This is a genomic window from Micromonospora sp. NPDC049662, from assembly GCF_040675055.1.
Lineage (GTDB): Bacteria > Actinomycetota > Actinomycetes > Mycobacteriales > Micromonosporaceae > Micromonospora.
The window spans coordinates 51,057-74,770 of record NZ_JBFAOC010000025.1; the positions used below are offsets into that span (position 1 = coordinate 51,057).

At 71.3% G+C, this 23,714-nt stretch carries 22 protein-coding genes; 10 read left to right on the top strand and 12 right to left on the bottom strand.

What is annotated here, in order from left to right; all coding sequences use genetic code 11:
- Positions 1 to 63 precede the first annotated feature (63 nt).
- Both AB0J36_RS19760 and AB0J36_RS19765 read left to right on the top strand, forming a co-directional pair.
- Positions 64 to 2,277: a hypothetical protein gene (locus AB0J36_RS19760; protein ID WP_357393861.1), complete on the top strand. Its 2,214-nt coding sequence runs from the start codon at positions 64 to 66 to the stop codon at positions 2,275 to 2,277.
- Positions 2,278 to 2,515: 238 nt separating this feature from the next.
- Positions 2,516 to 3,889 (top strand): AI-2E family transporter, encoded by a 1,374-nt coding sequence (locus AB0J36_RS19765; RefSeq protein WP_363660966.1) that lies wholly within the window; start codon positions 2,516 to 2,518, stop codon positions 3,887 to 3,889.
- A gap of 94 nt (positions 3,890 to 3,983) precedes the next feature.
- Here the strand turns inward: AB0J36_RS19765 and AB0J36_RS19770 are convergent, their stop codons facing one another.
- The 7 genes from AB0J36_RS19770 to AB0J36_RS19800 all read right to left on the bottom strand — a co-directional run bounded on the left by AB0J36_RS19770 (position 3,984) and on the right by AB0J36_RS19800 (position 10,446).
- Positions 3,984 to 4,781 carry an alpha/beta hydrolase gene (locus AB0J36_RS19770; RefSeq protein ID WP_357134187.1) on the bottom strand — a complete coding sequence of 266 codons (798 nt, stop codon included), beginning with the start codon at positions 4,779 to 4,781 and terminating at the stop codon, positions 3,984 to 3,986.
- Between the two features lie 66 nt (positions 4,782 to 4,847).
- On the bottom strand, positions 4,848 to 5,171 hold the full coding sequence (locus AB0J36_RS19775; protein ID WP_237747203.1) for a hypothetical protein: 324 nt from the start codon (positions 5,169 to 5,171) through the stop codon (positions 4,848 to 4,850).
- 16 nt (positions 5,172 to 5,187) lie between these two features.
- Entirely contained in the window at positions 5,188 to 6,339 is a 1,152-nt protein-coding gene (locus AB0J36_RS19780; protein WP_363660967.1) for a hypothetical protein, read from the bottom strand.
- Complete coding sequence (locus AB0J36_RS19785) at positions 6,336 to 6,830, bottom strand: SigE family RNA polymerase sigma factor (protein WP_357134182.1); 495 nt, start codon at positions 6,828 to 6,830, stop codon at positions 6,336 to 6,338. Before AB0J36_RS19785 ends, AB0J36_RS19780 begins: the two co-directional genes overlap by 4 nt.
- Positions 6,831 to 6,870: 40 nt before the next feature.
- On the bottom strand, positions 6,871 to 8,661 hold the full coding sequence (locus AB0J36_RS19790; RefSeq protein WP_357134179.1) for a 3-hydroxybutyryl-CoA dehydrogenase: 1,791 nt from the start codon (positions 8,659 to 8,661) through the stop codon (positions 6,871 to 6,873).
- Positions 8,662 to 8,780: 119 nt separating this feature from the next.
- A complete protein-coding gene (locus AB0J36_RS19795; protein WP_363660968.1) occupies positions 8,781 to 9,986 on the bottom strand; it encodes an alpha/beta hydrolase in 1,206 nt (401 codons plus the stop codon).
- A 94-nt stretch (positions 9,987 to 10,080) separates the two neighbouring features.
- A complete protein-coding gene (locus AB0J36_RS19800; RefSeq protein WP_357134175.1) occupies positions 10,081 to 10,446 on the bottom strand; it encodes an FHA domain-containing protein in 366 nt (121 codons plus the stop codon).
- 307 nt (positions 10,447 to 10,753) lie between these two features.
- Here AB0J36_RS19800 and AB0J36_RS19805 point away from each other — a divergent pair, with 307 nt between their 5' ends.
- Both AB0J36_RS19805 and AB0J36_RS19810 read left to right on the top strand, forming a co-directional pair.
- A complete protein-coding gene (locus AB0J36_RS19805) occupies positions 10,754 to 12,250 on the top strand; it encodes an aldehyde dehydrogenase family protein (protein ID WP_357134173.1) in 1,497 nt (498 codons plus the stop codon).
- A 79-nt stretch (positions 12,251 to 12,329) separates the two neighbouring features.
- Complete coding sequence (locus AB0J36_RS19810; protein ID WP_357134171.1) at positions 12,330 to 12,989, top strand: class I SAM-dependent methyltransferase; 660 nt, start codon at positions 12,330 to 12,332, stop codon at positions 12,987 to 12,989.
- Between the two features lie 6 nt (positions 12,990 to 12,995).
- Here the strand turns inward: AB0J36_RS19810 and nucS are convergent, their stop codons facing one another.
- A complete protein-coding gene (nucS, locus tag AB0J36_RS19815; protein WP_357134169.1) occupies positions 12,996 to 13,655 on the bottom strand; it encodes an endonuclease NucS in 660 nt (219 codons plus the stop codon).
- A 71-nt stretch (positions 13,656 to 13,726) separates the two neighbouring features.
- On the opposite strand from nucS, the gene AB0J36_RS19820 reads away from it, so the two are divergent.
- Positions 13,727 to 14,344, top strand: a complete 618-nt coding sequence (locus tag AB0J36_RS19820; protein ID WP_357134167.1) for a DUF4126 domain-containing protein — start codon at positions 13,727 to 13,729, stop codon at positions 14,342 to 14,344.
- A gap of 65 nt (positions 14,345 to 14,409) precedes the next feature.
- Here AB0J36_RS19820 and AB0J36_RS19825 read toward each other — a convergent pair whose 3' ends face one another.
- Entirely contained in the window at positions 14,410 to 14,970 is a 561-nt protein-coding gene (locus AB0J36_RS19825) for a hypothetical protein (protein WP_363660969.1), read from the bottom strand.
- An 843-nt stretch (positions 14,971 to 15,813) separates the two neighbouring features.
- Between AB0J36_RS19825 and AB0J36_RS19830 the strand changes: the two genes are divergently transcribed.
- Positions 15,814 to 16,110 (top strand): DUF1540 domain-containing protein, encoded by a 297-nt coding sequence (locus AB0J36_RS19830; protein WP_363660970.1) that lies wholly within the window; start codon positions 15,814 to 15,816, stop codon positions 16,108 to 16,110.
- A gap of 16 nt (positions 16,111 to 16,126) precedes the next feature.
- Here the strand turns inward: AB0J36_RS19830 and AB0J36_RS19835 are convergent, their stop codons facing one another.
- Positions 16,127 to 18,127 (bottom strand): protein meaA, encoded by a 2,001-nt coding sequence (locus AB0J36_RS19835; RefSeq protein ID WP_363660971.1) that lies wholly within the window; start codon positions 18,125 to 18,127, stop codon positions 16,127 to 16,129.
- A gap of 150 nt (positions 18,128 to 18,277) precedes the next feature.
- On the opposite strand from AB0J36_RS19835, the gene AB0J36_RS19840 reads away from it, so the two are divergent.
- Both AB0J36_RS19840 and AB0J36_RS19845 read left to right on the top strand, forming a co-directional pair.
- On the top strand, positions 18,278 to 19,129 hold the full coding sequence (locus AB0J36_RS19840) for an ABC transporter ATP-binding protein (RefSeq protein ID WP_357134022.1): 852 nt from the start codon (positions 18,278 to 18,280) through the stop codon (positions 19,127 to 19,129).
- Entirely contained in the window at positions 19,126 to 19,971 is an 846-nt protein-coding gene (locus AB0J36_RS19845; protein WP_357134019.1) for an ABC transporter permease, read from the top strand. The genes AB0J36_RS19840 and AB0J36_RS19845 overlap by 4 nt, the downstream gene beginning before the upstream one ends.
- Before the next feature lie 44 nt (positions 19,972 to 20,015).
- On the opposite strand, the gene AB0J36_RS19850 is transcribed toward AB0J36_RS19845, so the two are convergent.
- Complete coding sequence (locus AB0J36_RS19850; RefSeq protein WP_357134017.1) at positions 20,016 to 20,864, bottom strand: 3-hydroxyacyl-CoA dehydrogenase family protein; 849 nt, start codon at positions 20,862 to 20,864, stop codon at positions 20,016 to 20,018.
- Between the two features lie 165 nt (positions 20,865 to 21,029).
- Here AB0J36_RS19850 and AB0J36_RS19855 point away from each other — a divergent pair, with 165 nt between their 5' ends.
- Positions 21,030 to 21,674, top strand: a complete 645-nt coding sequence (locus AB0J36_RS19855) for a hypothetical protein (RefSeq protein ID WP_357134014.1) — start codon at positions 21,030 to 21,032, stop codon at positions 21,672 to 21,674.
- Here AB0J36_RS19855 and AB0J36_RS19860 read toward each other — a convergent pair.
- The gene (locus tag AB0J36_RS19860; protein WP_357421902.1) at positions 21,665 to 23,218 is read right to left on the bottom strand and encodes a serine/threonine-protein kinase; all 1,554 of its coding nucleotides are present in this window, start codon (positions 23,216 to 23,218) and stop codon (positions 21,665 to 21,667) included. The two genes, AB0J36_RS19855 and AB0J36_RS19860, sit on opposite strands and share 10 nt — an antisense overlap.
- On the opposite strand from AB0J36_RS19860, the gene AB0J36_RS19865 reads away from it, so the two are divergent.
- A complete protein-coding gene (locus AB0J36_RS19865; RefSeq protein WP_357134008.1) occupies positions 23,155 to 23,703 on the top strand; it encodes an RNA polymerase sigma factor in 549 nt (182 codons plus the stop codon). The two genes, AB0J36_RS19860 and AB0J36_RS19865, sit on opposite strands and share 64 nt — an antisense overlap.
- The last annotated feature ends 11 nt before the right edge of the window (positions 23,704 to 23,714 follow it).

Here is a 23,714-nt window from a genome sequence, read left to right on the forward strand (position 1 = left end):
GTAGGTCCCACAAGCGGCGTCCGTATCGCCCCAGCCGCGGGCGATGCGTGTGAGGATGGGGGCATGTCGCACGGCGAGGAACTGTTCGCTCTCGGCGGGGACGTGACCACGGAGCCCAGCTTCGAGTCCGCTCTCCGGGGGTACGAGAAGAAACAGGTTGACCGGTACGTCGCACGTGCCGAGCACGAGATCGCGACCCTCGCCGCCGAACGGGAACAGGCCTATACACAGATCCACAAGCTCGCCGGCCAGGTCGAGGTGCTGCAGCGGGATCTGACCCAGGTCCGCAAGCAGATGAACGTGGTCGACCGGGCTTCCTTCCGGCATCTGGGTCCCCGGGTCGAGTCGATCCTCACCCTCGCCGAGGAGCAGGCCGAGCAGATCCTGTCCGCGGCCAACGAGGAGATCGACGCCCGTCGGGCCGCCGCCGAGCACATCATCGAGGAAGCCCGCGAGCAGGCCGCCCGGGCCTTGAAGGACTTCGAGATCGCTCTCGCCGCCCGGCGCCAGGAGGAGGAGCGGCACAGCGCCTCCCGCCGCGCGGAGGCGGACGCGACCCTGCGCTCGGCCAAGGACGAGTCGGCAAAGCTGCGCAAGGCAGCGCAGGACGAGCTGGCCAAGGCCCAGCAGGAGGCCACCCAGCTGCGGGACGCCGCCAAGGAGATTCACACCCGGGCCCAGCAGGAGGCCACCAAGCTGCGCGAGGAGGCCCGCGAGGCGCTGGCCACCGCCCGCCAGGAGGCGGCGGAGCTGCGCGAGGCGGCCAAGGAAGTGCACGTCAAGGCCCAGCAGGAGGCCAAGCGGCTCACCGACACCGCGACCGAGGCGGGCCGGGCGACCCACGCCAAGGCCCAGCAGGAGGCCAAGCAGATCATCGACGACGCGTCGATGGCCGGCCGGGCCACCCGGGCCAAGGCCCAGCAGGAGGCGGAGCGGCTCACCACGCAGGCGTCCGAGGCGTCCAAGCGCAGCCGGGCCGAGACCGAGGCGTACGTGCAGCGCATGCGCGGCGAGACCGAGGCGTACGTGCAGCAGTCCCGGGCGCAGACGCAGCAGGAACTCGGCGCCTGGCGGGCGGGCGTGGAGCAGGAGGTCAACTCGCGGCGCGAGGCGGCCGATCGGGAGCTGGCCCAGCGCCGGTCCACCGCCGAGCAGGAGTTCGCCAAGCGCCGCGACGAGCTGGACAAGCAGCACGAGTCCCGCCAGCAGGAGTTGGAGTCGGGCTGGACCGCGCGCCGCGACGAGCTGGAGACCGAGTACACCGCGCGCCGCGACGAGCTGGAGACCGAGTACACCAGCCGCAAGAACGAGATCGAGCAGGGCGCGGACGCCATCCGGCAGGCGGCCGAGGCGGACGCGGCGACCCTGCGCCAGCGCGCCGAAACCGAGGCCGCCGAGATGCTGAGCCGCGCCGAGACCGAGGCAGGCGACAAGCGGCGCAAGGCCGACGAGCACGTCGCGGCCTCACGCCGCCAGTTCGAGGAGTACGCGGCCACCACCCAGCAGCATCTCGCGACCACGCAGCAGCACCTGGCGGCGACGCAGCAGGAGGCGGCGGCGGGTCGGCAGCAGCTCGCTCAGGTGATGTTGGAGATCGCGCAGGCCCAGCAGCAGCTCGCCGACCTGCGGCAGGAGACCTGGAAGGCCCGGCAGGAGTCCGACGAGATCGAGCGCCAGATGGCCGAGCTGCGGCTGCGCACCATCACCGGCCCGGTCGACGGTCCGACGTCGCCGGCGACCGGCGACCGCCCCGACGCGCCGGCCAGTGCCGCGACCGTGGCGGCCAACGGCAGTGCCGCGACCGTGACGGCGGGCAGCGGGACCGGTCCGGGCGACAGCGACGGTTCCGCCGTGCCGGCCAAGGCCGCGACCGTGTCGGCCAGCGGGGGCAGCGGCCCGGGCGACAGTGACGACGCCACTGCCGGTGACGGTACGGCCGGTAGCGGAGCGGCGGGTGACGGTGCTGGCGGTAGCGATGCGGCGGGTGGCCTCAAGGCCGCGCCCGCCGACGTCCGGCAGCCGGCGAACGCCAGCGCCGATGAGGCCGGGCAGGCCGGCACTCGACCGGTGGCCGAGCCGATGACGACTGTCGACGGCGGCACGGCCAGCGCCGGGGTGGACGGCGAGCCGACGGTGGCCGCCGTTCCGGGCGAGGGTGGCCGGGGCGCCAAACCAACCAAGATCACCAGTACGGGTGAGAACGGCAAGCGGCCCACCAAGCCGACCACCGACGAGCGCAGCGCCAAGCCCAGCAAGGTCACCATCGAGAAGGACTGACGGGACGCCTCCGACAGATTCGTGATCGACTCGACATCGCTGATGTCGGGCTGTCCCGCTGCCCAAGACACCCCGACATCAGGGATCTGGAGTGGACCATTGCCGTTCACCGGAAAGAGGGTGGGTCGCTGAGCGGCCGACGACACGAGTGGAGCACCATTGACGGTGTTGTGGTCGACAGCGACCACCGCACCGCCACTGCCGTCGCCCGTTCCCACCGCCCGACCGGGAGGTCCTGGTGCCGCAGCACGATCCGTCGGCCGAGGATCCGGACCTGAGCGCATACCGCCCGCCGGCCGAGAGCCCGTCCGGCGACGACCCGGCCATGCCCCCTGGTCCCCCGTCCGCGAAACCGCCACCGCCGGCGGAGACGCCACCAGCGGAGACGCCACCACCAGCGGGGACACCTCCACCGGCGAGAACGCCACCGCCGGCGGAGACGCCACCAGCGGAGACGCCACCAGCGGAGACGCCACCACCAGCGGAGACGCCACCGCCGGTCCCGGTGCCAGCCCCGGGATTCGACCCGGACGAGCCTCCAGCGGTCCCGTCGGGGAAGTTCGGCACGCCGGGGCGTCCGCTACGGCGCAGCAGTTTCCTGATCGGCTTCACCGGCGCGCTGGGCGTGCTGCTGGCGTACACCCTCTATCTGGGGATCCGGAATGCCGGCGGCATTCTGGTGCTGGTGGTGATCGCGCTCTTCCTGGCGGTGGGCCTCAACCCGGCGGTGGTGCGCCTGCGCACCTGGGGTGTGCCCCACGGCTTGGCGGTGGCGGTGGTGGCGCTGACCGTGGTGCTGCTGCTCTGCGGCGGCATCGTGGCGCTGGTCCCGCCGATCGTGACGCAGTCCGGGCAGTTCATCGACCAGATCCCGAGCCTGCTCGACGAGTTGCGTCGCAATCCCACGGTCAACGACCTGGTGGAGCGGTACGACGTGGTGGAGCGGGTGCAGGGCGCGGCCAACGCCGACACCATCGGCCGGGCCCTCGGCGGGGTCCTCGGCGGGGTCCTCGGTGGCGCCCAACTGATCTTCGGCACGGTGTTCCGGACGCTGACCGTGCTCGTGCTGACCATCTACTTCCTGGCCTACTTCAACCGGCTGCGTTCCCTGGGCTACGCGCTGGTGCCCCGGTCCCGCCGCGAACGGGCGGAGTTGATCGGTGACGAGATCCTGGCCAAGGTGGGCGCGTACATGGTCGGCGCGTTGAGCATCGCGGTCCTGGCCGGCGCGACCACGTTCGTCTTCGCGCTGATCGTCGGCCTGCCGTACCCGTTCGCGCTGGCCGTGGTCGTCGCCGTCACCGATCTGATCCCGCAGATCGGCGCGACCCTGGGCGCGGTGATCGTGAGCCTGGTCGGCTTCGCCGCCGACCTGCCCACCGGCATCGCCTGCGCGGTGTTCTTCCTCATCTACCAGCAGATCGAGAACTACCTGATCTACCCGAAGGTGATGCGGCGCTCGGTCGAGGTCAACGAGGTCGCCGCCCTGCTGGCGGCACTGCTCGGCGTGGCGCTGCTGGGCGTGGTGGGCGCGCTGATCGCCATTCCCACGGTGGCCGCGCTGCAACTGATCCTGCGTGAGGTGGTGCTCCCCCGCCAGGAGCGCAACTGACGCCGCCGGAACGCAACTGACGCCGCCCGAAGCGGAACGCAACTGACGCCGCCGGAACGCAACTGACGCCGCCCGAAAGCGGAACTGCGCGGAATCAGTCGGCCGGGCGGGGTACGGGCGTGTCGGCGAAGGCGGCCACCGTCCGGTCGGCGTACGCGCTGACGTCGCCGGTCTCCATCGGCCCGTCCCAGGTCGTCGGCAGGGGCACGTCGACCCCGGGGTTGACCCGCTTGACGATCTCGTCGAGCACCGTCTCCGCGTCGCCCACCCAGAGGTGCTTCGCACCGGGCACCCCGACCACCTCGGCCTGCGGCACCGCCGCGAACCGCTCCCGCGCCTCGACCGGACGCAGGTAGTCGTCGAACTCGGGCACCAGCGCCACCAGCGGCCGACCGGACGTGCTCCAGGTCGCCAGGTCGTCCGGCGTCGAGAAGCGCAGCGGCGGGGAGAGCAGGATCGCTCCGGCCACGGCCGGGTCGCAGCCGTACTTGAGGGCCAGGTCGGTGCCGAACGACCACCCGACCAGCCAGATGTTGGGCAGTTCGGCGAACTCCGCGTACTCGATGGCGGCGGCCACGTCGTACCGCTCGCCCACCGCGCCGTCGAAGGCGCCCTCGCTGGTGCCGCGCACGCTGCTGGTGCCCCGGGTGTTGAACCGCAGCACGGCCAGGTCGGCCAGCGCCGGCAGCCGCCAGGCCGCCTTGCGGAACACGTGGCTGTCCATCATCCCGCCGTGCGTGGGCAGCGGGTGCAGGCAGACCAGGGTGCCCACCGGGGGCCGGTCGGCCGGCAGAGCCAGCTCGCCGACCAGCCGCAGCCCGTCGGCGGTGTGTAGCTCGATGTCCTCCCGGCGGCCGGGCAGGATCGACGACGCGCGGATCGCTGTGCTCACCGCCCAAGTCTGTCGCGAAGTCGCCGCCGCCGCCCACCGAGGCACGAACAGGGTGATCCAGATCGCTCAGTAGCGCGGCGTGCCCCGGCCGCGCTGCACCGCCGGCCCGCGCCGTTCCCGGGCACGCCAGCAGCCGCTGTGCCAGTGCCGACGGTCGGTCAGGTCACCCAGGCCGTCGGCCGGCCAGGCCACCAGGTGCGCCACCCCGGGGCGGATCTCCTGGTCACAACCGGGGCAGCGGTACGTCTTGACCGACGCGCCCGCCCCGATCCCGCGTACCTGCCAGGCGCCGTCGGTCCACTGCTGCACCGAGGCGACACCCTGGCGAGCCCGGTCGGCGTCCAGGTTGGCGTTCTCGTCCCGGCGAGGGCGATTGCGACGGGGGCTCACGCACCCAAGGTTACGGTCACTCCCAGCTGGCCGGCTCGCCAAGGTCCTCGGCCACCCGGAGCCCACCGATCACCGTGCTGACCTCCGCGTCCGTGGGGGACCGCTCCCAGCGGTTCTCGTACCCCATCGACAGCAGCGTGTTGGGGATGCCGAGGACGTGCCAGAAGTCGCCCATGTCGAACACCGGCCTGCCGGCGATCTCGCGGTTGGCTTTCCCTCGGTCGCCGGAGGGCGGACGGGGTGAGTAGTACAGCCGTACGGGCAGGGTGGCCTTGCCGTCGAGCTTGACGATCAACGCCACCTCGGTCTGGTCCGAAACGCCTCCCGGCATCTGCGTAGGAGTTGTGGTTCCGGTCACGTTCGCAGTGCGTGGCCAGGCCAGCCGCCGTACCGACACGTCGCACTCGCTGATCCGGGCGCCCTGCGGCAGAGCGGTCAACCGGATGGGCGCGACACAGCGACGGGCCTCGTCGAACCGAAGCGCCGCCGCCGTCCGGCGGATCTCGGCGTCGGTGTCCCCGAGTGCCGAGACCCGGGCGTACAGGCCCGGGGCGGGCTGCCAGCGCAGGACCCAACCCCGCGCGGGCTGGTCCAGCCGACGTATCACCCCGTTGTACCTTGAACCGGGGTCGGACCGGCCGGTCCGGTCAGGATCCGTGTCACTGGTGGAGTCGCCCGTCCGGTCGGGGCCGATGTCATGAAGCTGGCTCGGGTCGCCGATCTCGGCCGACTGCGGGTCGGCGGCCACGATCGCCATGGCCTGCACGCCACCCCCCAGGTCCAGTCGCATGCTCTCGGCCTGGCCCGCCGAGCGCCAGGCAACCGGCTTCGCGACCGTCGGGTCGATGCCGAAGTGCAGCAGCCCCGGGTCCGTGCCAACCAGGTCAGGACGCGTCGCTGCCCCGGGGACCCCCGGCGCCAGCGGTGGCGTGACCACGACGGGACTGGGCGTGACGGTCGGCTGTGGCGGTGCGGCCGAGGGCATGCGCAGTGCCACGCCGGTCCCGAGTACCACCGCGACGCCAAGCGCGGCCCCGATGACGGCACGTCGCCGCCGTCGACGGGCCCGTCCCCCGTTCACCGCCGCCGTCATCAGGCGATCGGTGTCCACGTGCCCGTCGGCGTGCTCCCGCAGTGCCCGTGCGATCCACTCGTCGAGGTCGGTCACGGCCGGCTCCCGTTCGTCGTGGAAACGCCGTGGCGCTCCCGCAGCTGACTGAGCGCCCGCATCGCATGAGTGCGGACGGTGACCGGTGAACAGCCGAGGATCTGGGCGATGGTGAGGTCGTCGAGGTCCTCGTAGTACCGCAGCACGAGCACCGCACGCTGCCGGTCCGGCAGACCGAGGATCAGTCTCCACATCTCGTCCCGGTCGGCCGAGTCGCTGCTGAAGTCGCCGCGCCCCGGCCGGTCGGCGAACTCCGCCGTGGCCATCTCGTGGCTGGATCGGCGACGCCACCAGGAGGTGTTGGCGTTGACCATCATCCGGCGCACGTAGACGTCCGGGCGGTCAGCACGGGAGATCCTCCGCCAGTGCACGTACGCCCGGGACAGCACCTCCTGGGTAAGGTCGTCGGCCCGGTGCTCGTCACCGGTCAGCAGTCGAGCCAGCCGGACGAGCGCTGGCCCGCGACTGCTGACGTACTCCTCGAAGGTCACATCACTCAGACGCCGTCGCCGGTGCCCGGCGTTGACGCGGTCAGCGGTGCGAGTGGTCGCGGAAGCCGCGACGGGTCTTGCGACCCAGGTAGCCGGCGGTGACCAGGTGCTCCAGCAACGGCGCGGGCGCGAAGCCCGGCTCGCGCAGCTCCAGGTACAGCTCCCGCTGGATCGCCAGCGAGACGTCCAACCCCACCACGTCGAGCAGCTCGAACGGGCCCATCGGGTAGCCGCAGCCCAGCTTCATGGCGTGGTCGATGTCGTCGGCCGTGGAGTAGCTGGCCTCCAGCATCTTGACCGCGTCGTTCAGGTACGGGAAGAGCAGCGCGTTGACGATGAAGCCGGACCGGTCGCCGCAGACCACGCCGGTCTTGCCGAGCGCCGCGCAGACGGCCCGCGCGGTCGCGGTGGTCTCCGGTGAGGTACGGATGGTCCGGACCACCTCGACCAGCGGCATGACCGGCGCCGGGTTGAAGAAGTGCAGGCCCACCACGTCGGCCGGGCGCTGGGTGGCCATCGCCACGTCGATCACGGGCAGGGACGAGGTGGTGGTGGCCAGCACCACGCCCGGCTTGCAGATCTCGTCGAGGCTGGCGAAGAGCGCCTTCTTGACGCTCAACTCCTCGACGACCGCCTCGACGACCAGGTCGACGTCGGCAAGATGGTCGAGGGTCGCCGTCCAGGTGATGCGGCCCAGCGCCGCGTCCCGGTCGGCCTCGGCGAGCTTGCCCCGGACCACGCCCTTGTTCAGCGACGTCTTCACGGCCTCGCAGACCGACGCGGACTTCTCCGCGCCCCGGGTCACCGAGACGACCTCGTACCCGGCCCTGGCGAACACCTCGACGATCCCGGTGGCCATCGTCCCGGAACCCACGACGCCCACCTTGGTGATGGCGCGCGCGCCGTCGGCGAGCGCGGCGTCCGCCGCCGGCGGCGTCGTTTCATCGGGTACGACCTTCGGCGAACCGGGCCGCTCGTAGGTGTAGAAACCCCGTCCGGACTTGCGGCCCAGCAGCCCCGCCGTGACCATCTGCTTGAGCAGCGGCACCGGGGCGTGTCGGCGGTCCCGGCCGCCCCGCCGGTACATGGTGTCCAGGATTTCGTACGCGGTGTCCAGGCCGATCAGGTCCATCAGCGCCAGTGGGCCCATCGGCAGCCCGCAGCCGAGCTTCATCGCGGCGTCGATGTCCTCCCGGGTCGCGTAGTGCGACTCGAACATCCCGACCGCGTGGTTGAGGTAGCCGAAGAGCAGCGCGTTGGCGATGAAGCCGGCCCGGTCGTTGATGGTGACGTCGACCTTGCCGAGCCGGGCGCACAGCGCCTCGACGTCGGCCACGACCTCGGGGGCGGTGACGACCGTGCGGACCACCTCGACCAGCTTCATCACCGGGGCGGGGTTGAAGAAGTGGATGCCGATCACCTGGTTGGGCCGGCTGGTGGCCACCGAGATCTCGGTGACGCTCAGCGACGAGGTGTTGGTGGCGAGGATGGCCTCCGGCTTGCAGACCCGGTCCAACTCAGCGAAGATCCGCTGCTTGAGGTCCAGGTGCTCGGGCACCGCCTCGATGACCAGGTCCACCGAGTGCAGCGCGTCCAGTCCGACCGCGAAGCGCACCCGCTCGTGTAGGGCGTCGCGGTCCGCCTCGGCGAGCTTGCCCTTGGCGACCGCCCGGTCGGTGGAGCCCTTCAGGGTGGCCCGACCGCGCTCCAGCGCCGGCTCGGCGATCTCGACCGCGAGGACGTCGATGCCGTTGCGGGCGAAGACCTCGACGATGCCGGCACCCATGGTGCCCAGCCCCACGACACCGACGGTGCTGAACTCCCGCGCCACGACCGGCCTCCCCAGACACTCCGCACGGCCACTGAACGGCCGCTAAGGTATGCGCGCGAGTCTGCCACGTGCCGCAGGGTTGTCGAGACGCCGTGGGATATTTCACCCACGACGCGGCCCTACCCGGCCTGCCCGTCGGTCAGCGCCAGCAGCTCCGCCACGAACTCCCCCGGGCGCTCCAGGTGCGGGCTGTGCCCGCAGCCGGGCAACACCACCTCACGGTACGCGCCGCCGGCCGCCGCGTACCGCTCCAGCACCGCCCGGGTCTGGCCGACCATCGGTTGCGGCGGGCAGTCCTGCGCCCCCGGCCATCCGGCCACGACACCCAGCGAACCGAGGTACGCCAGGTCCAACAGCGACGTGTCCGAGACGATCACGTCGGCGTCGCCGCGTACCCAGGTGACCGGAGGCTTCTCGGCGACGGCCACCAGCTCGTCGGCGACCCGGAACCAGGTCGGCGCGAGCGCGTTCAGCACGCCCCGCTTCCCGGGCACGGTGCCGGGCCAGTTCTCCGACTCCGCCGACGTGCCCGGGTAGTTGTCCTCGCCGATCGCCGTGGACAGCACGCTGTCGAGCAGCAGCTCCTCGTCGACGCCGAGCGAGGCCGAATCGGCCACGTAGGTCGCCCGCAGCACCTCACGCGGACTGGCCGGGCCCTCGGTGCCCCGATCGCCCGCGGCGAGCCGGGCCACGAAGTCCCGGTTGGCGGTGCCAGCACCGGTACCGGCGAAGTCGGGCGTGGTCGGCGTACCGCTCAGGTCGCGCGTGCCACCGAAGCCGTACGGCGACACCGGCGCGGCCAGCAGTAGCGCCCCCACCCGGTGCGGATGGTCGACCAGCAGCCGCATGGCAACTCCCCCACCGAGGGAGTGCCCGACCACGACCGGCCGGACCCCACCACCGGCGTCAGCGCCGCTGCCGTCGACGCCGCTGCCGTCGACGCCGCTGCCGTCGACGCCGCTGCCGTCAGCGCCGCTGCCGTCAGCGCCGCGGCGGTCAGCGCCGCGGCGGTCAGCGCCGCTGCCGTCGACGTCGGGGAAGAGCGTCGGGTCGTCCAGCAGGGCGGCGACGTCGTCGGCGAAGTCCCGCAGGCCGCGGGTGGCGTCCACCGGGGCGGTCGCCGAGTCGCCGAACCCCCGCAGGTCGGGAGCGACGACCCGCAGCGTCGGTGGCAGCCGTCGGATCAACGGCTCCCAGAACAGCGATGAGGAGCAGTTGCCGTGGACCAGCAGCAACGGAGTTCCGTCCGGCGGACCGGCCACCCGTACCGCCTGGCGTATACCGTTCGCCGTCACGACCCGCTGCTCGGTCTCCATCCGCGGCATGCTGCCACGTCGGTCCACGGGGGTCCAGGTGTCGGACAGCCACCCGTCGGCACCGCCGGAGTGTGGCCGACGGCCAGTGGCCGCCCCGGCGGGGTCAGCGGCGGGCGCCCGGTGGCGAAGCCAGCGGCAGTGGCAGCGTCGGTCGGATATCGCGTCGGGACACCCCGAAGCTGAGCCCAACCGGATCCGTGTGGGCGACCCCCGGATCGAACAGGCGCAGCTCGGTGCGGCCGAGCCGGATCACGTCGCCGTCGCTGAGGCGCTCCACCTCGGTGATCCGGCGGTCGTTGAGCCAGGTGCCGTTGGTCGAGCCCAGGTCGCGCAGCGACGCGCCCTCGGGAGCCAGCCACACCTCGGCGTGCCGGCGACTCAGATGCGGGTCGCTGATGACCACGTCGCCGGTCGGCGCCCGGCCGATCACCTGCGGCTCACCCCGCAGGCGAAAGCTTGCTCCGCGCATCGGCCCACCTGCGACCGTCAACAACGGCATCAGTTCCGGATGTTCCTCCATGGACAGTCAGCCCTCCACCCCACACCGTTACTCCGCGCGTCAGCCTGCCATCAGACGGTAATCGTCAATACCGACCGGCCGGTCAGCTCCTCGTCACCTCCCGGTCACCCGCTGTTCGACGATTCGGATGGTCACCCTTCGGCAACCGGGTCCTGACCTGCACTGATCAACGAGCGGGTGGGTGGACGCGACTCCCGCCCCGGCACCCCGAGATCGCGGCCTACCGGTGAGTAATCTTCGGGTCTAGACTTCCGCCATGACGGCTGTGCATGTCCCCGGCACCCCCCTCATCGAGGCGCACCAGCTGGTCTCCACCAGTCCGGCCACCGGCGTCGAGGCCGGCCGCCTCCCCGTCGCCAGCGACGCGGACGTACGGCAGGCCGTCGAGCGCGCGCGTTCCGCCGCCGAGTGGTGGGCCGGTCTGGGCTTCGCCGGCCGTCGCCAGCGGATGCTGCGCTGGCGGGCGCTGCTCGCCAAGCGGGTCGAGCAGCTCGCCGAGTTGATGCACGTCGAGGGCGGCAAACCGGCCGCCGACGCCATCGTCGAGATCGCCAGCGCGATCGAACACGTCGACTGGGCCGCCCGCAACGCGCGCCGGGTGCTCGGCCCACGCCGGGTACGGTCCCGGCTCGTCCTCGCCGAGTTCTCCGCGCACCTGGAATACCAACCGCACGGCGTGGTGGGTGTGATCGGGCCGTGGAACTATCCGGTCCTCACCCCGCTCGGCTCCGCCGCGTACGCCCTGGCCGCCGGCAACGCCGTCGTGCTCAAGCCCAGCGAGTACACGCCCGTCGTCGGCCAGTGGCTGGTGGACACGTTCGCGGAGGTGGTCCCCGAGCAGCCGGTGTTCACCGCCGTACACGGGCTCGGCGACGTCGGTGCCGCGCTGTGCCGTTCCGGGGTCGACAAGGTGGCCTTCACCGGCTCGACCGCGACCGCCCGCAAGGTGATGTCCGCCTGCGCCGAGACGCTGACGCCGGTGCTGATCGAGGGCGGCGGCAAGGACGCCATGATCGTCGACAGCGACGCCGACCTGGACGCCGCCGCCGAGGCGTGCGTCTGGGGCGCCATGACCAACGCCGGCCAGACCTGCATCGGCATCGAGCGCGTCTACGCCGTCGACACGGTCTTCGACGCCTTCGTCGACAAGGTCGTCGCCCGCGCCGGCCGGCTGACCGTCGGCCCCGACGGCGCGGACATCGGCCCGATCACCATGCCCGGCCAGATCGACGTGATCCGCCGCCACATCGAGGCCGCGGTCAGCTCCGGCGGTCGCGCCCTGGTCGGCGGCCCGGACGCGGTGCAGCCACCGTACGTGCATCCGACCGTGCTGGTGGACGTACCGGAGGAGTCGGCCGCCGTCCGCGAGGAGACCTTCGGTCCGACGGTGACCATCAGCCGGGTCCGCGACGTCGACGAGGCCGTCGCCCGCGCCAACGCCGTGTCGTACGGCCTGGGGGGTTCGGTCTTCGGCCGGCAGCGTGCCGTGAGCATCGCGCGACGCCTGCGCTCGGGGATGACCTCGGTCAACTCCGCGCTGACCTTCGCCGGGATGTCCACGCTGCCGTTCGGCGGCGTCGGCGACTCCGGCTTCGGGCGGATCCACGGCGAGGACGGCCTCCGCGAGTTCGCCCGCGCCAAGGCCATCACCCGGCGTCGAGCGCGCTCACTGCTGCCGTCGATGACGTTCGACCGCACCCCGACCGACGTGGCACGTCTCGTCAAAGCCATCAAGGTGATGTACGGCAGGTGAGTGTCGGATAGCCGATCTGCGCCGTGATCGGCGTATCCACATGTTTATACGTCGTAGGCACGGCGGTACATTGCGTTAAATGGGCCACAATCGATTGCGACACAGCCTTGTCGACAGTGACCAGTCGTGGAGCGCTCGGCAGCGGCGTCGTCGTTCGGAGTGGCTGGCGCGCACCTTCCCCGACATCGGCGACATGCACGTCGTCGACCTCGGCGGCCGGCTCGGCACCTGGCACCGCGCCACCGTCCGGCCGGCCCGCGTCACCGTGGTCAACCTGGAACAGCCGCCCGCAGCCGTACCCGAGTGGGCCCACGTCGAGCAGGCCGACGCCTGCGACCTGCCACCCCGTGTCACCAAGGGCGCCTACGACCTGGTCTTCTCCAACTCCGTGCTGGAACACGTCGGTGGGCACGAGCGCCGACTTCGGTTCGCCGCCGCGGCCCGTTCGCTGGCCGATCGGCACTGGGTGCAGACGCCCTACCGCTACTTTCCCATCGAGCCGCACTGGATCGCGCCCGGCATGCAGTTCCTACCGATCCGGATGCGCACGGCGCTCGCTCGCCGTTGGCCCCTCGGCCACAAACCGACCCGCAGCCACGAAGCCGCCATCCACCAGGTGCTCTGGACCGAACTGCTGGACCGTTCGCAGATGCGCCACTACTTTCCCGACTCGACAATGCTCGTCGAGCGGGTCTTCGGCCTGCCGAAGTCGTTGATCGCCGTACGGACCGGGCGGTGAGCCGGGTCAGAAGAGGGTCAGTTCGTCCTTCTCGATGCCCCGCAGCCGGTCGTAGTTGACGACGACGCACCGGATGCCCCGGTCGGCGGCGAGCACCCGGGCCTGCGGCTTGATCTCCTGCGCGGCGAACACGCCGGTGACCGGGCTGAGCAGCGGGTCACGGTTCATGAGTTCGAGGTAGCGGGTCAACTGCTCCACGCCGTCGATCTCGCCACGCCGCTTGATCTCGACGGCCACGGCGCCGGAGTTCGCGTCCCGGCAGAGCAGGTCCACCGGGCCGATCGCCGTCATGTACTCGCGGCGCACCAACGTGAACCCCTCGCCCAGCACGGTCGGGTTGGCCGCCAGCAACTCCTGCAGGTGTGCCTCCACCCCGTCCTTACGCAGGCCGGGATCGACACCCAGCTCGTACGAGGTGTCCTGGAAGACCTCCTCCAGGGTGATCCGCAACTCCTCGCCGGCCTTGTTGACCACCCGCCACACGCCGGGGGCCTCCTCCAGCCGGCACGGCGGGCTCATCCAGTTCAGCGGCTTGTACGCACGGTCGTCGGCGTGAATCGACACCGACCCGTCCGCCTTCACCATCAACAGCCGAGTCGCCGGCGGCAGGTGAGCCGAGAGCCGTCCGACGTAGTCCACCGAGCACTTCGCAATGACCAACCGCACCCGACGAGGGTAGCCGAGCAGTCCGCCACCGCCACCGAGCGGCACTGGCGCGTCGGTGCGATGCTGAGACCGTGTTCGAAGTTCTCACCGGCACCGGCCTCGCCGCCTCGGCAGGGCTGAACGCCTACATACCCCTGCTCGTCCTCGGCCTGCTCGGCCGCTACACCAACCTGATCGACCTGCCCAGCGGCTGGACGTGGCTCGGCAACGGCTGGGTCATCGTCATCCTTGCCGTCCTGCTCGCCGTCGAGATGGTGGCGGACAAGGTGCCGGTCGTCGACCACGTCAACGACGTGGTGCAGACCGTCGTCCGGCCCACCGCCGGTGGCCTCGCCTTCGGGGCCGGCTCGTCGTCGGAGACCGTGACCGTCAGCGACCCGGGGAGCTTCTTCTCCAGCCACCAGTGGGTGCCGGTCGCCACCGGCGTACTCCTCGCCTTCGGTGTACACCTGCTCAAGTCCGCCGCACGCCCGGTGATCAACGCGACCACCGCCGGGTTCGGCGCCCCGGTGGCCAGCACCGCCGAGGACGCGACGAGCGTGGTCATGTCCCTGGTCGCGGTCATCCTGCCGGTGCTCGTACTCGCCTTCCTGGTGGGGTTGGTCGGCTTCGTCTACTGGTTCCTGCGTCGACGCTCCGAACGCCGCCGAGAACGTCAGGCGGCCCGCGCCGCTGGCTTCCGCGTCTGAGGGGCAATCCGAAGGTACGGCGATGGCCGGCACCCGTTGTCGGGGTGCCGGCCATCTGCGTGTTCTTAGCTGTTCCAGTTGTGGGCGACCAGGTCGGTGGCCTGCTGCTCCCACTGGGCGTAGGCGTCGGGGTAGGCGGAGACCTGGACGGTCTGGGCGGCGTCGGTCAGGGGCATGTCCTGCCAGCCGTCAACCTGACGCAGGCCCTTGAGGAACGCGGTGGTGGAGTACTCGGGGTTGGTGATCTGCTCCGGGGTGCCCCAACCGCTCGACGGGCGCTGCTGGAACAGACCCAGCGAGTCGTGGTCGTTGGCGTCGCCGAGGTGACCCAGGTTCTCCAGCTTCGACTCCTGCAGGCTCGTCGCGATGGAGATGACCGCGGCCCGTTCGGGCAGGCCGGCCTTCTTGGTGGCGGCGATGATGGCCTTGGCGTTGGCGGTCTGCTCGCCGTTGAGGTCGATGTGGGACTGGTCGCCCTGCGGCTTGGGTGCGGTGGTCTGCACCGCGGCGGCGGCGGGCTTGGCGTCGACCGGGTTGGCGTGGGCGGCGATGGGGCCGGCGAAGACGCCACCGGCGAACGCGAGACCAGCGATGGACAGCATGCTCTTGCGGAAGATCGTGTTCATGGGGGTTGCTCCTTCGGGGGTAGGAAACATCCACCTGTCACCGTTCGGGGGATCAGGTGACGGGGGTGTCAGCACCTCGTCCGGGCGCTCAAAGTCTGGGGGGCGGCCTGCGAGCGGGGGGGGCTCGTGGCGGCCGGTCCGTGTGTAACGACCCGGGGGGCGGGGCCATTCCCGGGGGCCGACGATCCGCGAGGGCTCGTCGTGCCGGGACCGGGTGTAACGACCCGCGGTCCGGGGCCATTCCCGGGGGCTGACGATCCGCGGGGAGCGGGGCTCGCCGTGCCGGGACCGGGTGTAACGACCTGCGGCCCGGGGCCATTCCCGCAGACCGGCAGGCCCGCGAACGGGCGGGGCCCGTCGCGCCGAGTCCGGGTCCAACGACCTGCGGCCCGGGGTCATTCCCGGGGGGCGATGATCCGGGTCTTGCGCACGAGGCCACCTCGCGCAGAGTCCAAAACGGGACATAACCCCGGCCGGCAGCGCGATCGGCGGGGCGCAGGGGCCAGCGCGATCGGCGCGGCCAGCGATCGCCGCGGCCAGCGGGGGCGGCGGGGCCGACGGGGACCGGCGGGGGCGCATCCGAGCGATGATCGACTCGACATCGCCGAAGTCGGGGTATCCGGGGCCGATTGACACCGCGATATCGGTGATCTCGTGTCGATCATGCCGGCATCGCCGATCACGCCGACCTCGCCGATCACGCCCGCATCGCCGATCACGCCGGGCATCGCCGATCACGCCTGGCATCGCCGATCACGCGCCGGGGTGGCCAGACGGGCGTATCGGGGTGAGCGCAGGCCGGCAAATGCCTAATATCGGGGCAGGAGCCTAGAGGAGGTTGGCATGACCACTGCAATGGAGATGCCCCGAGTCCAGGAATGCGTCGTCGCGGCATGCGCGTACAACCAGGGCGGTGACTGCCACGCCTTCGCCATCACCATCGGCAGCATGGACCACGCGCACTGCCACACCTTCGTCGAGTCGCCCGTGCGGGGCGGGTTGGACGGCCTCACCGCGCAGGTGGGCGCCTGCCAGCGTTCCGACTGCCGACACAACGAGCAGTTGGAGTGCCACGCCTCGTCGATCAAGGTGGGGCCGGACAACGACCTGGCCGACTGCATGACGTACGCCGGTCGCTGACTCCGACGGGACCGGGTCAGGGCAGGTCGTTGGCCCGCCGGATGACCGTCACCAGGTCATCGATGATCCCGGTGAGGGCGAAGTCCTTCGGGGTGAAGACCCGGGCCACCCCGGCGGCGAGCAGGGTGTCGGCGTCACCGGCGGGGATGATGCCGCCCACCACCACGGGCAGGTCCGCCCGGCCGGCGGCCCGCAGCCCGTCGAGCACCGCGGGCACGGCCGCCAGGTGTGAGCCGGACAGCACGGACAGCCCGACCAGGTCGACGTCCTCCTCGACGGCGGCGGCGACGATCTGGCCGGCGGTCAGCCGGATGCCCTGGTAGACGACCTCGAAGCCGGCGTCGCGGGCGCGTACCGCGATCTGCTCGGCGCCGTTTGAGTGCCCGTCCAGGCCGGGCTTGCCGACCAGCAACCGCAGCCGTCCGCTGCCCAGCTCGCGGGCGGTGGCGGCCACCCGCTCGCGGACCGCCGCGAGACCCGCGTCGCCGCCGCTGCCGGTGGCGCCGGACAGGCCGGTCGGCGCCCGGTACTCACCGAAGACGTCGCGCAGCGCGCCGGCCCACTCCCCGGTGGTCACCCCGACCCGTACACACTCCAGGGTCGCCGGCATCAGGTTGGCGGTGGTCGCGGCGTCCGCGCGGAGCCGGGCCAGTGCCGCGTCGACCGCCGCGCCGTCCCGCCCGGCACGCCACTCGCGTACGGAGGCGACGGCGACCGCCTCGACCATGGGATCGACCTGTTCGACGGCCTCGGCGCCCGCCGCCGTCAACGGGGATGGTTCGGTCTCGGCGAAGCGGTTGACGCCGACCACCACGTCGAGTCCGGACTCCATCCGGCGACGGCGCTCGGCCAGCGAGGCGACCAGCGCGCTCTTGAGATAGCCCGTCTCCACGGCGGCCACCACACCGCCCATCTCCAACACGGCGTCCAGCTCCACGCGCGCCCCGCTGACGATCTCGTCGACGAGTGCGGTCATCACGTGCGAACCGGCGAAGAGGTCGGGGTATTCGAGCAGGTCCGACTCGTACGCCAGAACCTGCTGCATCCGGAGCGACCACTGCTGGTCCCAGGGCCGGGGCAGGCCGAGCGCCTCGTTCCAGGCCGGCAGTTGCACGGCACGGGCTCGGGCGTCGCGGGACATCGTCACGCCGAGCATCTCCAGCACGATGCGCTGGATGTTGTTCTCCGGCTGTGCCTCGGTGAGGCCGAGCGAGTTGACCTGTACGCCGTAGCGGAACCGCCGCTGCCGGGCCTCGGTGACGCCGTACCGCTCCCGGGTGATCCCGTCCCACAGCACGCCGAACGCGCGCATCTTGGCGATCTCCTCGACGAAACGCACCCCGGCGTTGACGAAGAACGAGACCCGCTGCACCACGTCACCCATCCGCTCGGCGGGCACCTGACCGGAGTCGCGGACCGCGTCGAGGACGGCGACGGCGGTGGCCAGCGCGAAGCCGACCTCCTGCACGGGTGTCGCGCCAGCTTCCTGAAGGTGGTACGAGCAGACGTTGACCGGGTTCCACCTCGGCATCGTCGTCAGGGTGTGCGCGATGACGTCCGCCGTCAGCCGCAGCGAGGCCGCCGGCGGGAAGATGTACGTCCCCCGGGACAGGTACTCCTTGATGATGTCGTTCTGGGTGGTGCCGGCGAGCAGGTCGGCGCTCGACCCCTGCTCGGTGGCCACGGCCGCGTAGAGGGCGAGCAGCCACATCGCCGGCGCGTTGATGGTCATCGAGGTGTTCGTCCCGGCGAGCGGGATGCCGTCGAAGAGCGCCCGCATGTCGCCGAGGTGGGCCACCGGCACGCCGACCCGGCCCACCTCACCGGCGGCCAGCTCGTGGTCGGGGTCGTAGCCGGTCTGGGTGGGCAGGTCGAAGGCGACCGACAGGCCGGTCTGCCCCTTGGCGAGGTTGCGGCGGAAGAGCGCGTTGGTCGCGGCGGCCGACGAGTGGCCGGCGTACGTGCGCATGACCCACGGGCGGTCCCGCTCGGGCAGCCGGGTCGGCGTCTCATCCATGGCCGGAGTCTAAGTTACCGTTCAGTAGAAGACGTTGTGGAAAACCACACAGGTCCATGTCGAGGACGGCCGGGTGCGAAGCGCCCGCCGTGGCCGGCACCGCCACACCCCGGGCGTCGACCGGTGGCCACCAGGACGCACACTGGACGCATGGATGACGAGCTGGCCATCTCCGTCCGAGGGCTGCGCAAGGCGTACGGCGACAACGTGGCGGTGGCGGGCGTGGACCTCGACGTCCACCGGGGCGAGGTGTTCGCGTTGCTCGGCCCGAACGGCGCGGGCAAGACCACGACCGTGGAGATCCTGGAGGGCTACCGGCACCGGGACGCCGGTGAGGTGTCCGTGCTCGGCGTTGACCCGGCCCGACCGGACGCCGACTGGCGCTCCCGGGTCGGCATCGTGCTCCAGGGCACCGGCGAGTTCGACGAGCTGACCGTGGCCGAGGTGGTCCGGCACTTCTCCGGGTTCTATCCGGACGCGGACGACCCCGCCAAGGTGATCGAACGGGTCGGGCTGGCGGCGAAGGCGAAGGCTCGTACGCACACCCTCTCCGGCGGGCAGAAGCGCCGCCTCGACGTGGCGCTGGGCATCATCGGCCGCCCCGAGCTGCTCTTCCTCGACGAGCCGACCACCGGCTTCGACCCGGAGGCCCGCCGCGAGTTCTGGGAGCTGATCCGCGACCTCGCCGCAGCCGGCACCACGATCGTGCTCACCACGCACTACCTGGACGAGGCGGAGGCGCTCGCCGACCGGGTCGGCGTGATCGCCGGCGGCCGGCTGGTCGAGGTAGCCGCGCCCAACCGGCTGGGCAACCGCCAGGATGCGCTCGCGACGGTCTCCTGGCGTACCCCGGAAGGGACGTGGGAGAGAGCGCAGAGCGCGACGCCGACGGCCCTCGTGGCCGACCTGGCCGCGCGCTACGGCGGCGAGGTCCCCGGGCTCACGGTGACCCGGCCGACCCTGGAGGACGTCTACCTCACGATGATCGGACATTCGCGATGACGACCACGACGAAGCCGGCGACGCCGGTCGCCGCGACCCCGGGCCGACGGCCGGGCGTCGGCACGCTCGCCCTGCGCCAGGGCCGACTGGAGATCACCCAGTTCCTGCGCAGCCGGGAGTCCGTGGTCTTCACGATGGGCTTCCCCATCATCATGATCCTGATCTTCGCGTCGATCTTCCACGGGACGATCGGCGGCGGGGTCCGGTTCACCCAGTACTTCATCACCGGCATGATCGCCACCGGCCTGATGACGGTGAGCTTCCAGAACCTGGGCATCTGGATCCCGATCGAGCGGGACCGGGGGGTGCTCAAGCGCTACCGGGGCACGCCGATGCCGAAGTGGGTCTGGTTCGCCGGCAAGGTGATCATGGTGGTGGCGATCGGGATCGCCGAGACCGCGCTGCTGCTGGCCGTCGCGGTGGCGCTGTTCGACCTGAACCTGCCGGGCACCGCCGGGAAGTGGTTCACCTTCGGCTGGGTCTCCGTGCTCGGGGTGACCGCCTGCACCCTGTGCGGCATCGCCATCTCGTCGCTGGCCCGCACCGCCCGCAGCGGTTCGGCGGTGGTGACTCCGGTCGCGCTGGTGCTCCAGTTCATCTCCGGGGTGTTCTTCGTCTTCACCGACCTGCCCACCTGGATGCAGCAGGTCGCCGCGTTCTTCCCGCTCAAGTGGATGTGCCAGGGCCTGCGGTCGGTGTTCCTGCCGGAGAGCTTCGGGGCGCAGGAGCCGGGCGGCTCGTTCGAGCTGGGGCGGGTCGCCCTGGTACTGGCCCTGTGGTGTGTGATCGGGCTCGTGCTCTGCCTGACCACCTTCCGCTGGACCACCAAGCGCGACGGCTGAGCGGGCCGACCGGGGCGGGCAGCCCCGCCCCGGTCGTCACCCGCTCAGTACGTGTAGAAGCCCTTGCCGGTCTTGCGGCCCAGGTCACCGGCGGTGACCATGCGCTGGAGCAGCTCCGGCGGGAAGAACTTCTCGTCGGCCGTGTCGGTGTAGATGTTCTTCGAGGCGTGCAGCAGCACGTCCACGCCGGTCAGGTCGGTGGTGGCCAGCGGACCCATGGCGTGCCCGAAGCCGAGCCGGCAGGCGGTGTCCAGGTCCTCGGCGGACACCACGCCCGACTCGACCAGCTTGACCGCCTCCATGACCAGGGCGGAGATCAGCCGCGTGGTGACGAAGCCGGCGATGTCGCGGTTGACCACGACGACGGTCTTGCCGATCTCCTCGGCGAAGGCGCGCGCCGTGTCGAGCGTGGCGTCGCTGGTCTTGTAGCCGCGCACCAGCTCGCAGAGCTGCATCATCGGCACCGGGGAGAAGAAGTGGGTGCCGACGACGGCCTCCGGCCGCTCGGTGACCGCCGCGATCTGGGTGACCGGAATGGCCGACGTGTTGGTGGCGAGCACCGCGTCGGACTTGCAGATCTTGTCCAGCGCCCGGAACACCTCGTGCTTGATCTCCAGCCGCTCGAAGACCGCCTCGACCACGATGTCCGCGTCCGCCGCCGCCTCCAGGTCGGTGGTCGGGGTGATCCGCGCGAGGGTCGCCTCGACGTCGGACGCCTCGATCTTGCCCTTCTCGGCGAACTTCTCCAGCGACTTCCGGATGCCGCCGAGCCCCCGGGTGGTGGCCGCGTCGTCCAGGTCGCGCAGCGTCACCTGCCAGCCCGCCTGCGCCGCCACCTGGGCGATGCCGGAGCCCATCAGCCCGGCCCCGACGACCGCGAGTCGACCCGCCATCTGCTTCTCCCTCACTGCGATTGAGTGCCTGCCTGCACCCTAGTCGGCGAGCCTGAACGATGACTAAGGGCAGGTGACGAATTCGCGACTCGCCGGAGCGAACAAACTCCCGAGTGGGTGCATCGAACCCTACGACAACCAACAAGTGGCAACAGCCTGGAGCTCATGATGCGCGCAACGTCCATGGTCGGAACCCTCACCTGCCTCCTGCTCGTCGCGGCGTGCTCGTCGCCCGCACACCAGGACGGCAACGCCGCGCCGGCCGGCTCGCCCGAACCGACGACCAGCGCGGTCACCACCGGCAGCCCCATCCCGCCGCCTATCTCTCCCTCCTCGACCTCTCCCTCCTCGACGCCGTCCGCCCGGCCGTCCAGCACCGCGACCCGCCCCACGTCGCTCGTCCTGGGTCCGAACGGCATCGGTTCACTCAAGCTCGGCATGACCCGCCAGCAGGCCACCGGGACGGGACTGCTGCGGGCGTTCGCCAGCAACACGGGCGGCTGCACGCCGTCGTACCTGCGCGCCGCCCGCAGCGAGGAGGGGGCCGTCCTTCTCTCGTCGACGCTGGGTATCGCGACCATCGACGCGTACGAGGGGATCAAGACGCCCGAGGGAGCACGCATCGGCATGTCGAGCGCCGAGATGCTGCGGATCTACCCGGCCTGGACGGCGGCCGACGGAGACGCGACGAACGGTCGTGGCTTCGCGAAGACCCCCGGCAACAGCAAGGCCGTCTACCGCATCGAGACGATCAAGGGCAAGGTCGTCCAGTTGACCCTCCAGTACGCGAACCAGGACTGCTACGAGTAGACGGACCCGAAACGGCCGGCCTGCGGCGCCAGCGCGCTGGACAACCGCAGGCCGGCCAGGATCTCGTCGGTCAGGTCCGCGTCGCCGACCTGCTTGATCTGCAGGTAGACGCCGTAGCGACGCTGCGGCACGGCGATCACGACCTCGCTGAACGAGACGGAGGCGGCACACGAGGTCCACCGCCGTACCAGCGCCCGGTCGCCGCCCACGTCCAAGGTCCGGTCGGGCTGCTGGACACAGGAGGCGTGGCTGGGTAACGCCGGCGCCAGGTCGCCGCCGAGCAGGGCCCTGCTCACCCCGACGAACACACCGGGCATCCCACTCGCCGGATCCGGCCAGACGGCGAGATCCGGGGCCACCACGAGACCCGGCGCCTGGCCGGCCGCGAGGCGCAGCACCGAAGGGTCCCAGCCGGCGTCCTTCACCTGGCCGGCCCAGTTCGCCGGCACCGCGACCGAAAGGGCGCCGGAGACATCGTGTACGCGAACCCACCCGGACCGTTCCGACAAGGTGGAGCTGGAACCGGTCGTCGCCAGCAGGGCGCCCAGGGCGACCCCGACGCCGACGACCCTCCCCAACTGCCGCACGAACCGACCACGGCCGGCCTCCCGCTCCGTCGACGCGATGACCCGCTGGAGTTCCTCGAGCATCACCGCGGCGGACGCCCAGCGTTGCCGCGGGTCGGGATGCAGCGCACGCCGCACCAGGTCGTCCACTTCGGAGGGGACTCCGGGCCGAAGCTGGGACGGACGGGGGAGAGAACGTCCGGCCCGGCCCGATCGGCTGCCAGCGGACCATGCCGGGTCGGGCGGGCGGCCGGTCACCATGTGGTAGGTCGTCGCGCCGATCGCGTACACGTCCGCGCGGATGTCCAGACCGCCACCGGCGGTGGCCTGCTCGGGCGGCATGTAGCCGGGTGTGCCGGCCGCGATCGTGAAGCCGGACGCGTTGGCGAGCGCCTTGGCCAGGCCAAGGTCGGCGACGAGCACCCGATCCCGACCCGCCGCCGGTTGAAACAACACGTTGGACGGCTTGAGATCCCGGTGCAGCACGCCGGCCTCGTGCAGCACCATGACGGCGCGGGTGATGTCGGAGGCGACGAGCAGCGCCTCCCGGACGGACATCGGTCCCGCAGCGAGTCGATCCGCGAGGGTGCCACCGGCCGCGTACGGCATCACCAGGTACGGGCGTCCGTCCGGCAGCTCACCGACGTCGAGCACACGCACGAGCAGGCTCGAGTCCGTCCGGCGCATGATCCGCGCCTCCTGCTCGAACCGCTCCCGCAGATCGGAGTGGTACGACCAGTTGTCGGCCAGCACCTTGATCGCGACGGAGGCGTCCAGAGCATCGTCGGCGCCGAGCCACACGGTGGCGAACGCTCCGGATCCGATACGCCCTACAACGCGGTATCGGCCGATCCTGCCGGGTACTGACACGCCCGTATTATGGCCGACTAAACGCTGAGGAACGGGGCCTGAGCATGCCAGACGATCTTGATATCGAGGAGCTGGCCGATCGTGCCGCCAAAGGGGACGCTGCCGCACTCGACGCGTTGCTGATCAGGATCGGCCCGCAGGTCATGCGGCAGTGCCTACGCCTCCTGCCCTGCCGGCAGGACGCCGAGGAGGCGTGCCAGGACGCCCTTCTACAGGTCGCCCGCAAGATTGACAGCTTCGCCGGCCGGTCGAAGTTCTCCACCTGGCTGCACATCGTCACCGCCAACTGCGCCCGGCAGACGTATCGGAGCCTCAAGCGTCGGGCCGAGGAGCAGTCCACGCCCCAGCTCCCGCTCGACACCGCCGACCCCCGCACCACGAGCGTGATCGCCGGTTCCCGGCTCGACCTGCTCGACGCGCTGGAACGGCTGGAGGCGCACCGACCCGAACTGGTCGCCCCGCTCGTACTGCGCGACCTGTGCCAGTTGACCTACGACCAGATCGCCGACCACCTCTCCATCCCGGTCGGCACCCTGAAGTCACGCATCCACGACGCCCGACGGCACGTGCGCGCCTCGCTGCAGGCCACCTGAGACCGCGAGAG

Bases quoted from the DNA above. Each gene is read 5' to 3' on its own strand.
- AB0J36_RS19760 (WP_357393861.1), top strand. From the start codon at position 64: ATGTCGCACGGCGAGGAACTGTTCGCTCTCGGCGGGGACGTGACCACG.
- AB0J36_RS19795 (WP_363660968.1), bottom strand. From the start codon at position 9,986: ATGCCGCGGATGGAGACCGAGCAGCGGGTCGTGACGGCGAACGGTATA.
- AB0J36_RS19800 (WP_357134175.1), bottom strand. From the start codon at position 10,446: ATGCGCGGAGCAAGCTTTCGCCTGCGGGGTGAGCCGCAGGTGATCGGC.
- AB0J36_RS19805 (WP_357134173.1), top strand. From the start codon at position 10,754: ATGACGGCTGTGCATGTCCCCGGCACCCCCCTCATCGAGGCGCACCAG.
- AB0J36_RS19810 (WP_357134171.1), top strand. From the start codon at position 12,330: ATGGGCCACAATCGATTGCGACACAGCCTTGTCGACAGTGACCAGTCG.
- AB0J36_RS19825 (WP_363660969.1), bottom strand. From the start codon at position 14,970: ATGAACACGATCTTCCGCAAGAGCATGCTGTCCATCGCTGGTCTCGCG.
- AB0J36_RS19830 (WP_363660970.1), top strand. From the start codon at position 15,814: ATGACCACTGCAATGGAGATGCCCCGAGTCCAGGAATGCGTCGTCGCG.
- AB0J36_RS19835 (WP_363660971.1), bottom strand. From the start codon at position 18,127: ATGGATGAGACGCCGACCCGGCTGCCCGAGCGGGACCGCCCGTGGGTC.
- AB0J36_RS19840 (WP_357134022.1), top strand. From the start codon at position 18,278: ATGGATGACGAGCTGGCCATCTCCGTCCGAGGGCTGCGCAAGGCGTAC.
- AB0J36_RS19845 (WP_357134019.1), top strand. From the start codon at position 19,126: ATGACGACCACGACGAAGCCGGCGACGCCGGTCGCCGCGACCCCGGGC.
- AB0J36_RS19850 (WP_357134017.1), bottom strand. From the start codon at position 20,864: ATGGCGGGTCGACTCGCGGTCGTCGGGGCCGGGCTGATGGGCTCCGGC.
- AB0J36_RS19855 (WP_357134014.1), top strand. From the start codon at position 21,030: ATGATGCGCGCAACGTCCATGGTCGGAACCCTCACCTGCCTCCTGCTC.
- AB0J36_RS19865 (WP_357134008.1), top strand. From the start codon at position 23,155: ATGCCAGACGATCTTGATATCGAGGAGCTGGCCGATCGTGCCGCCAAA.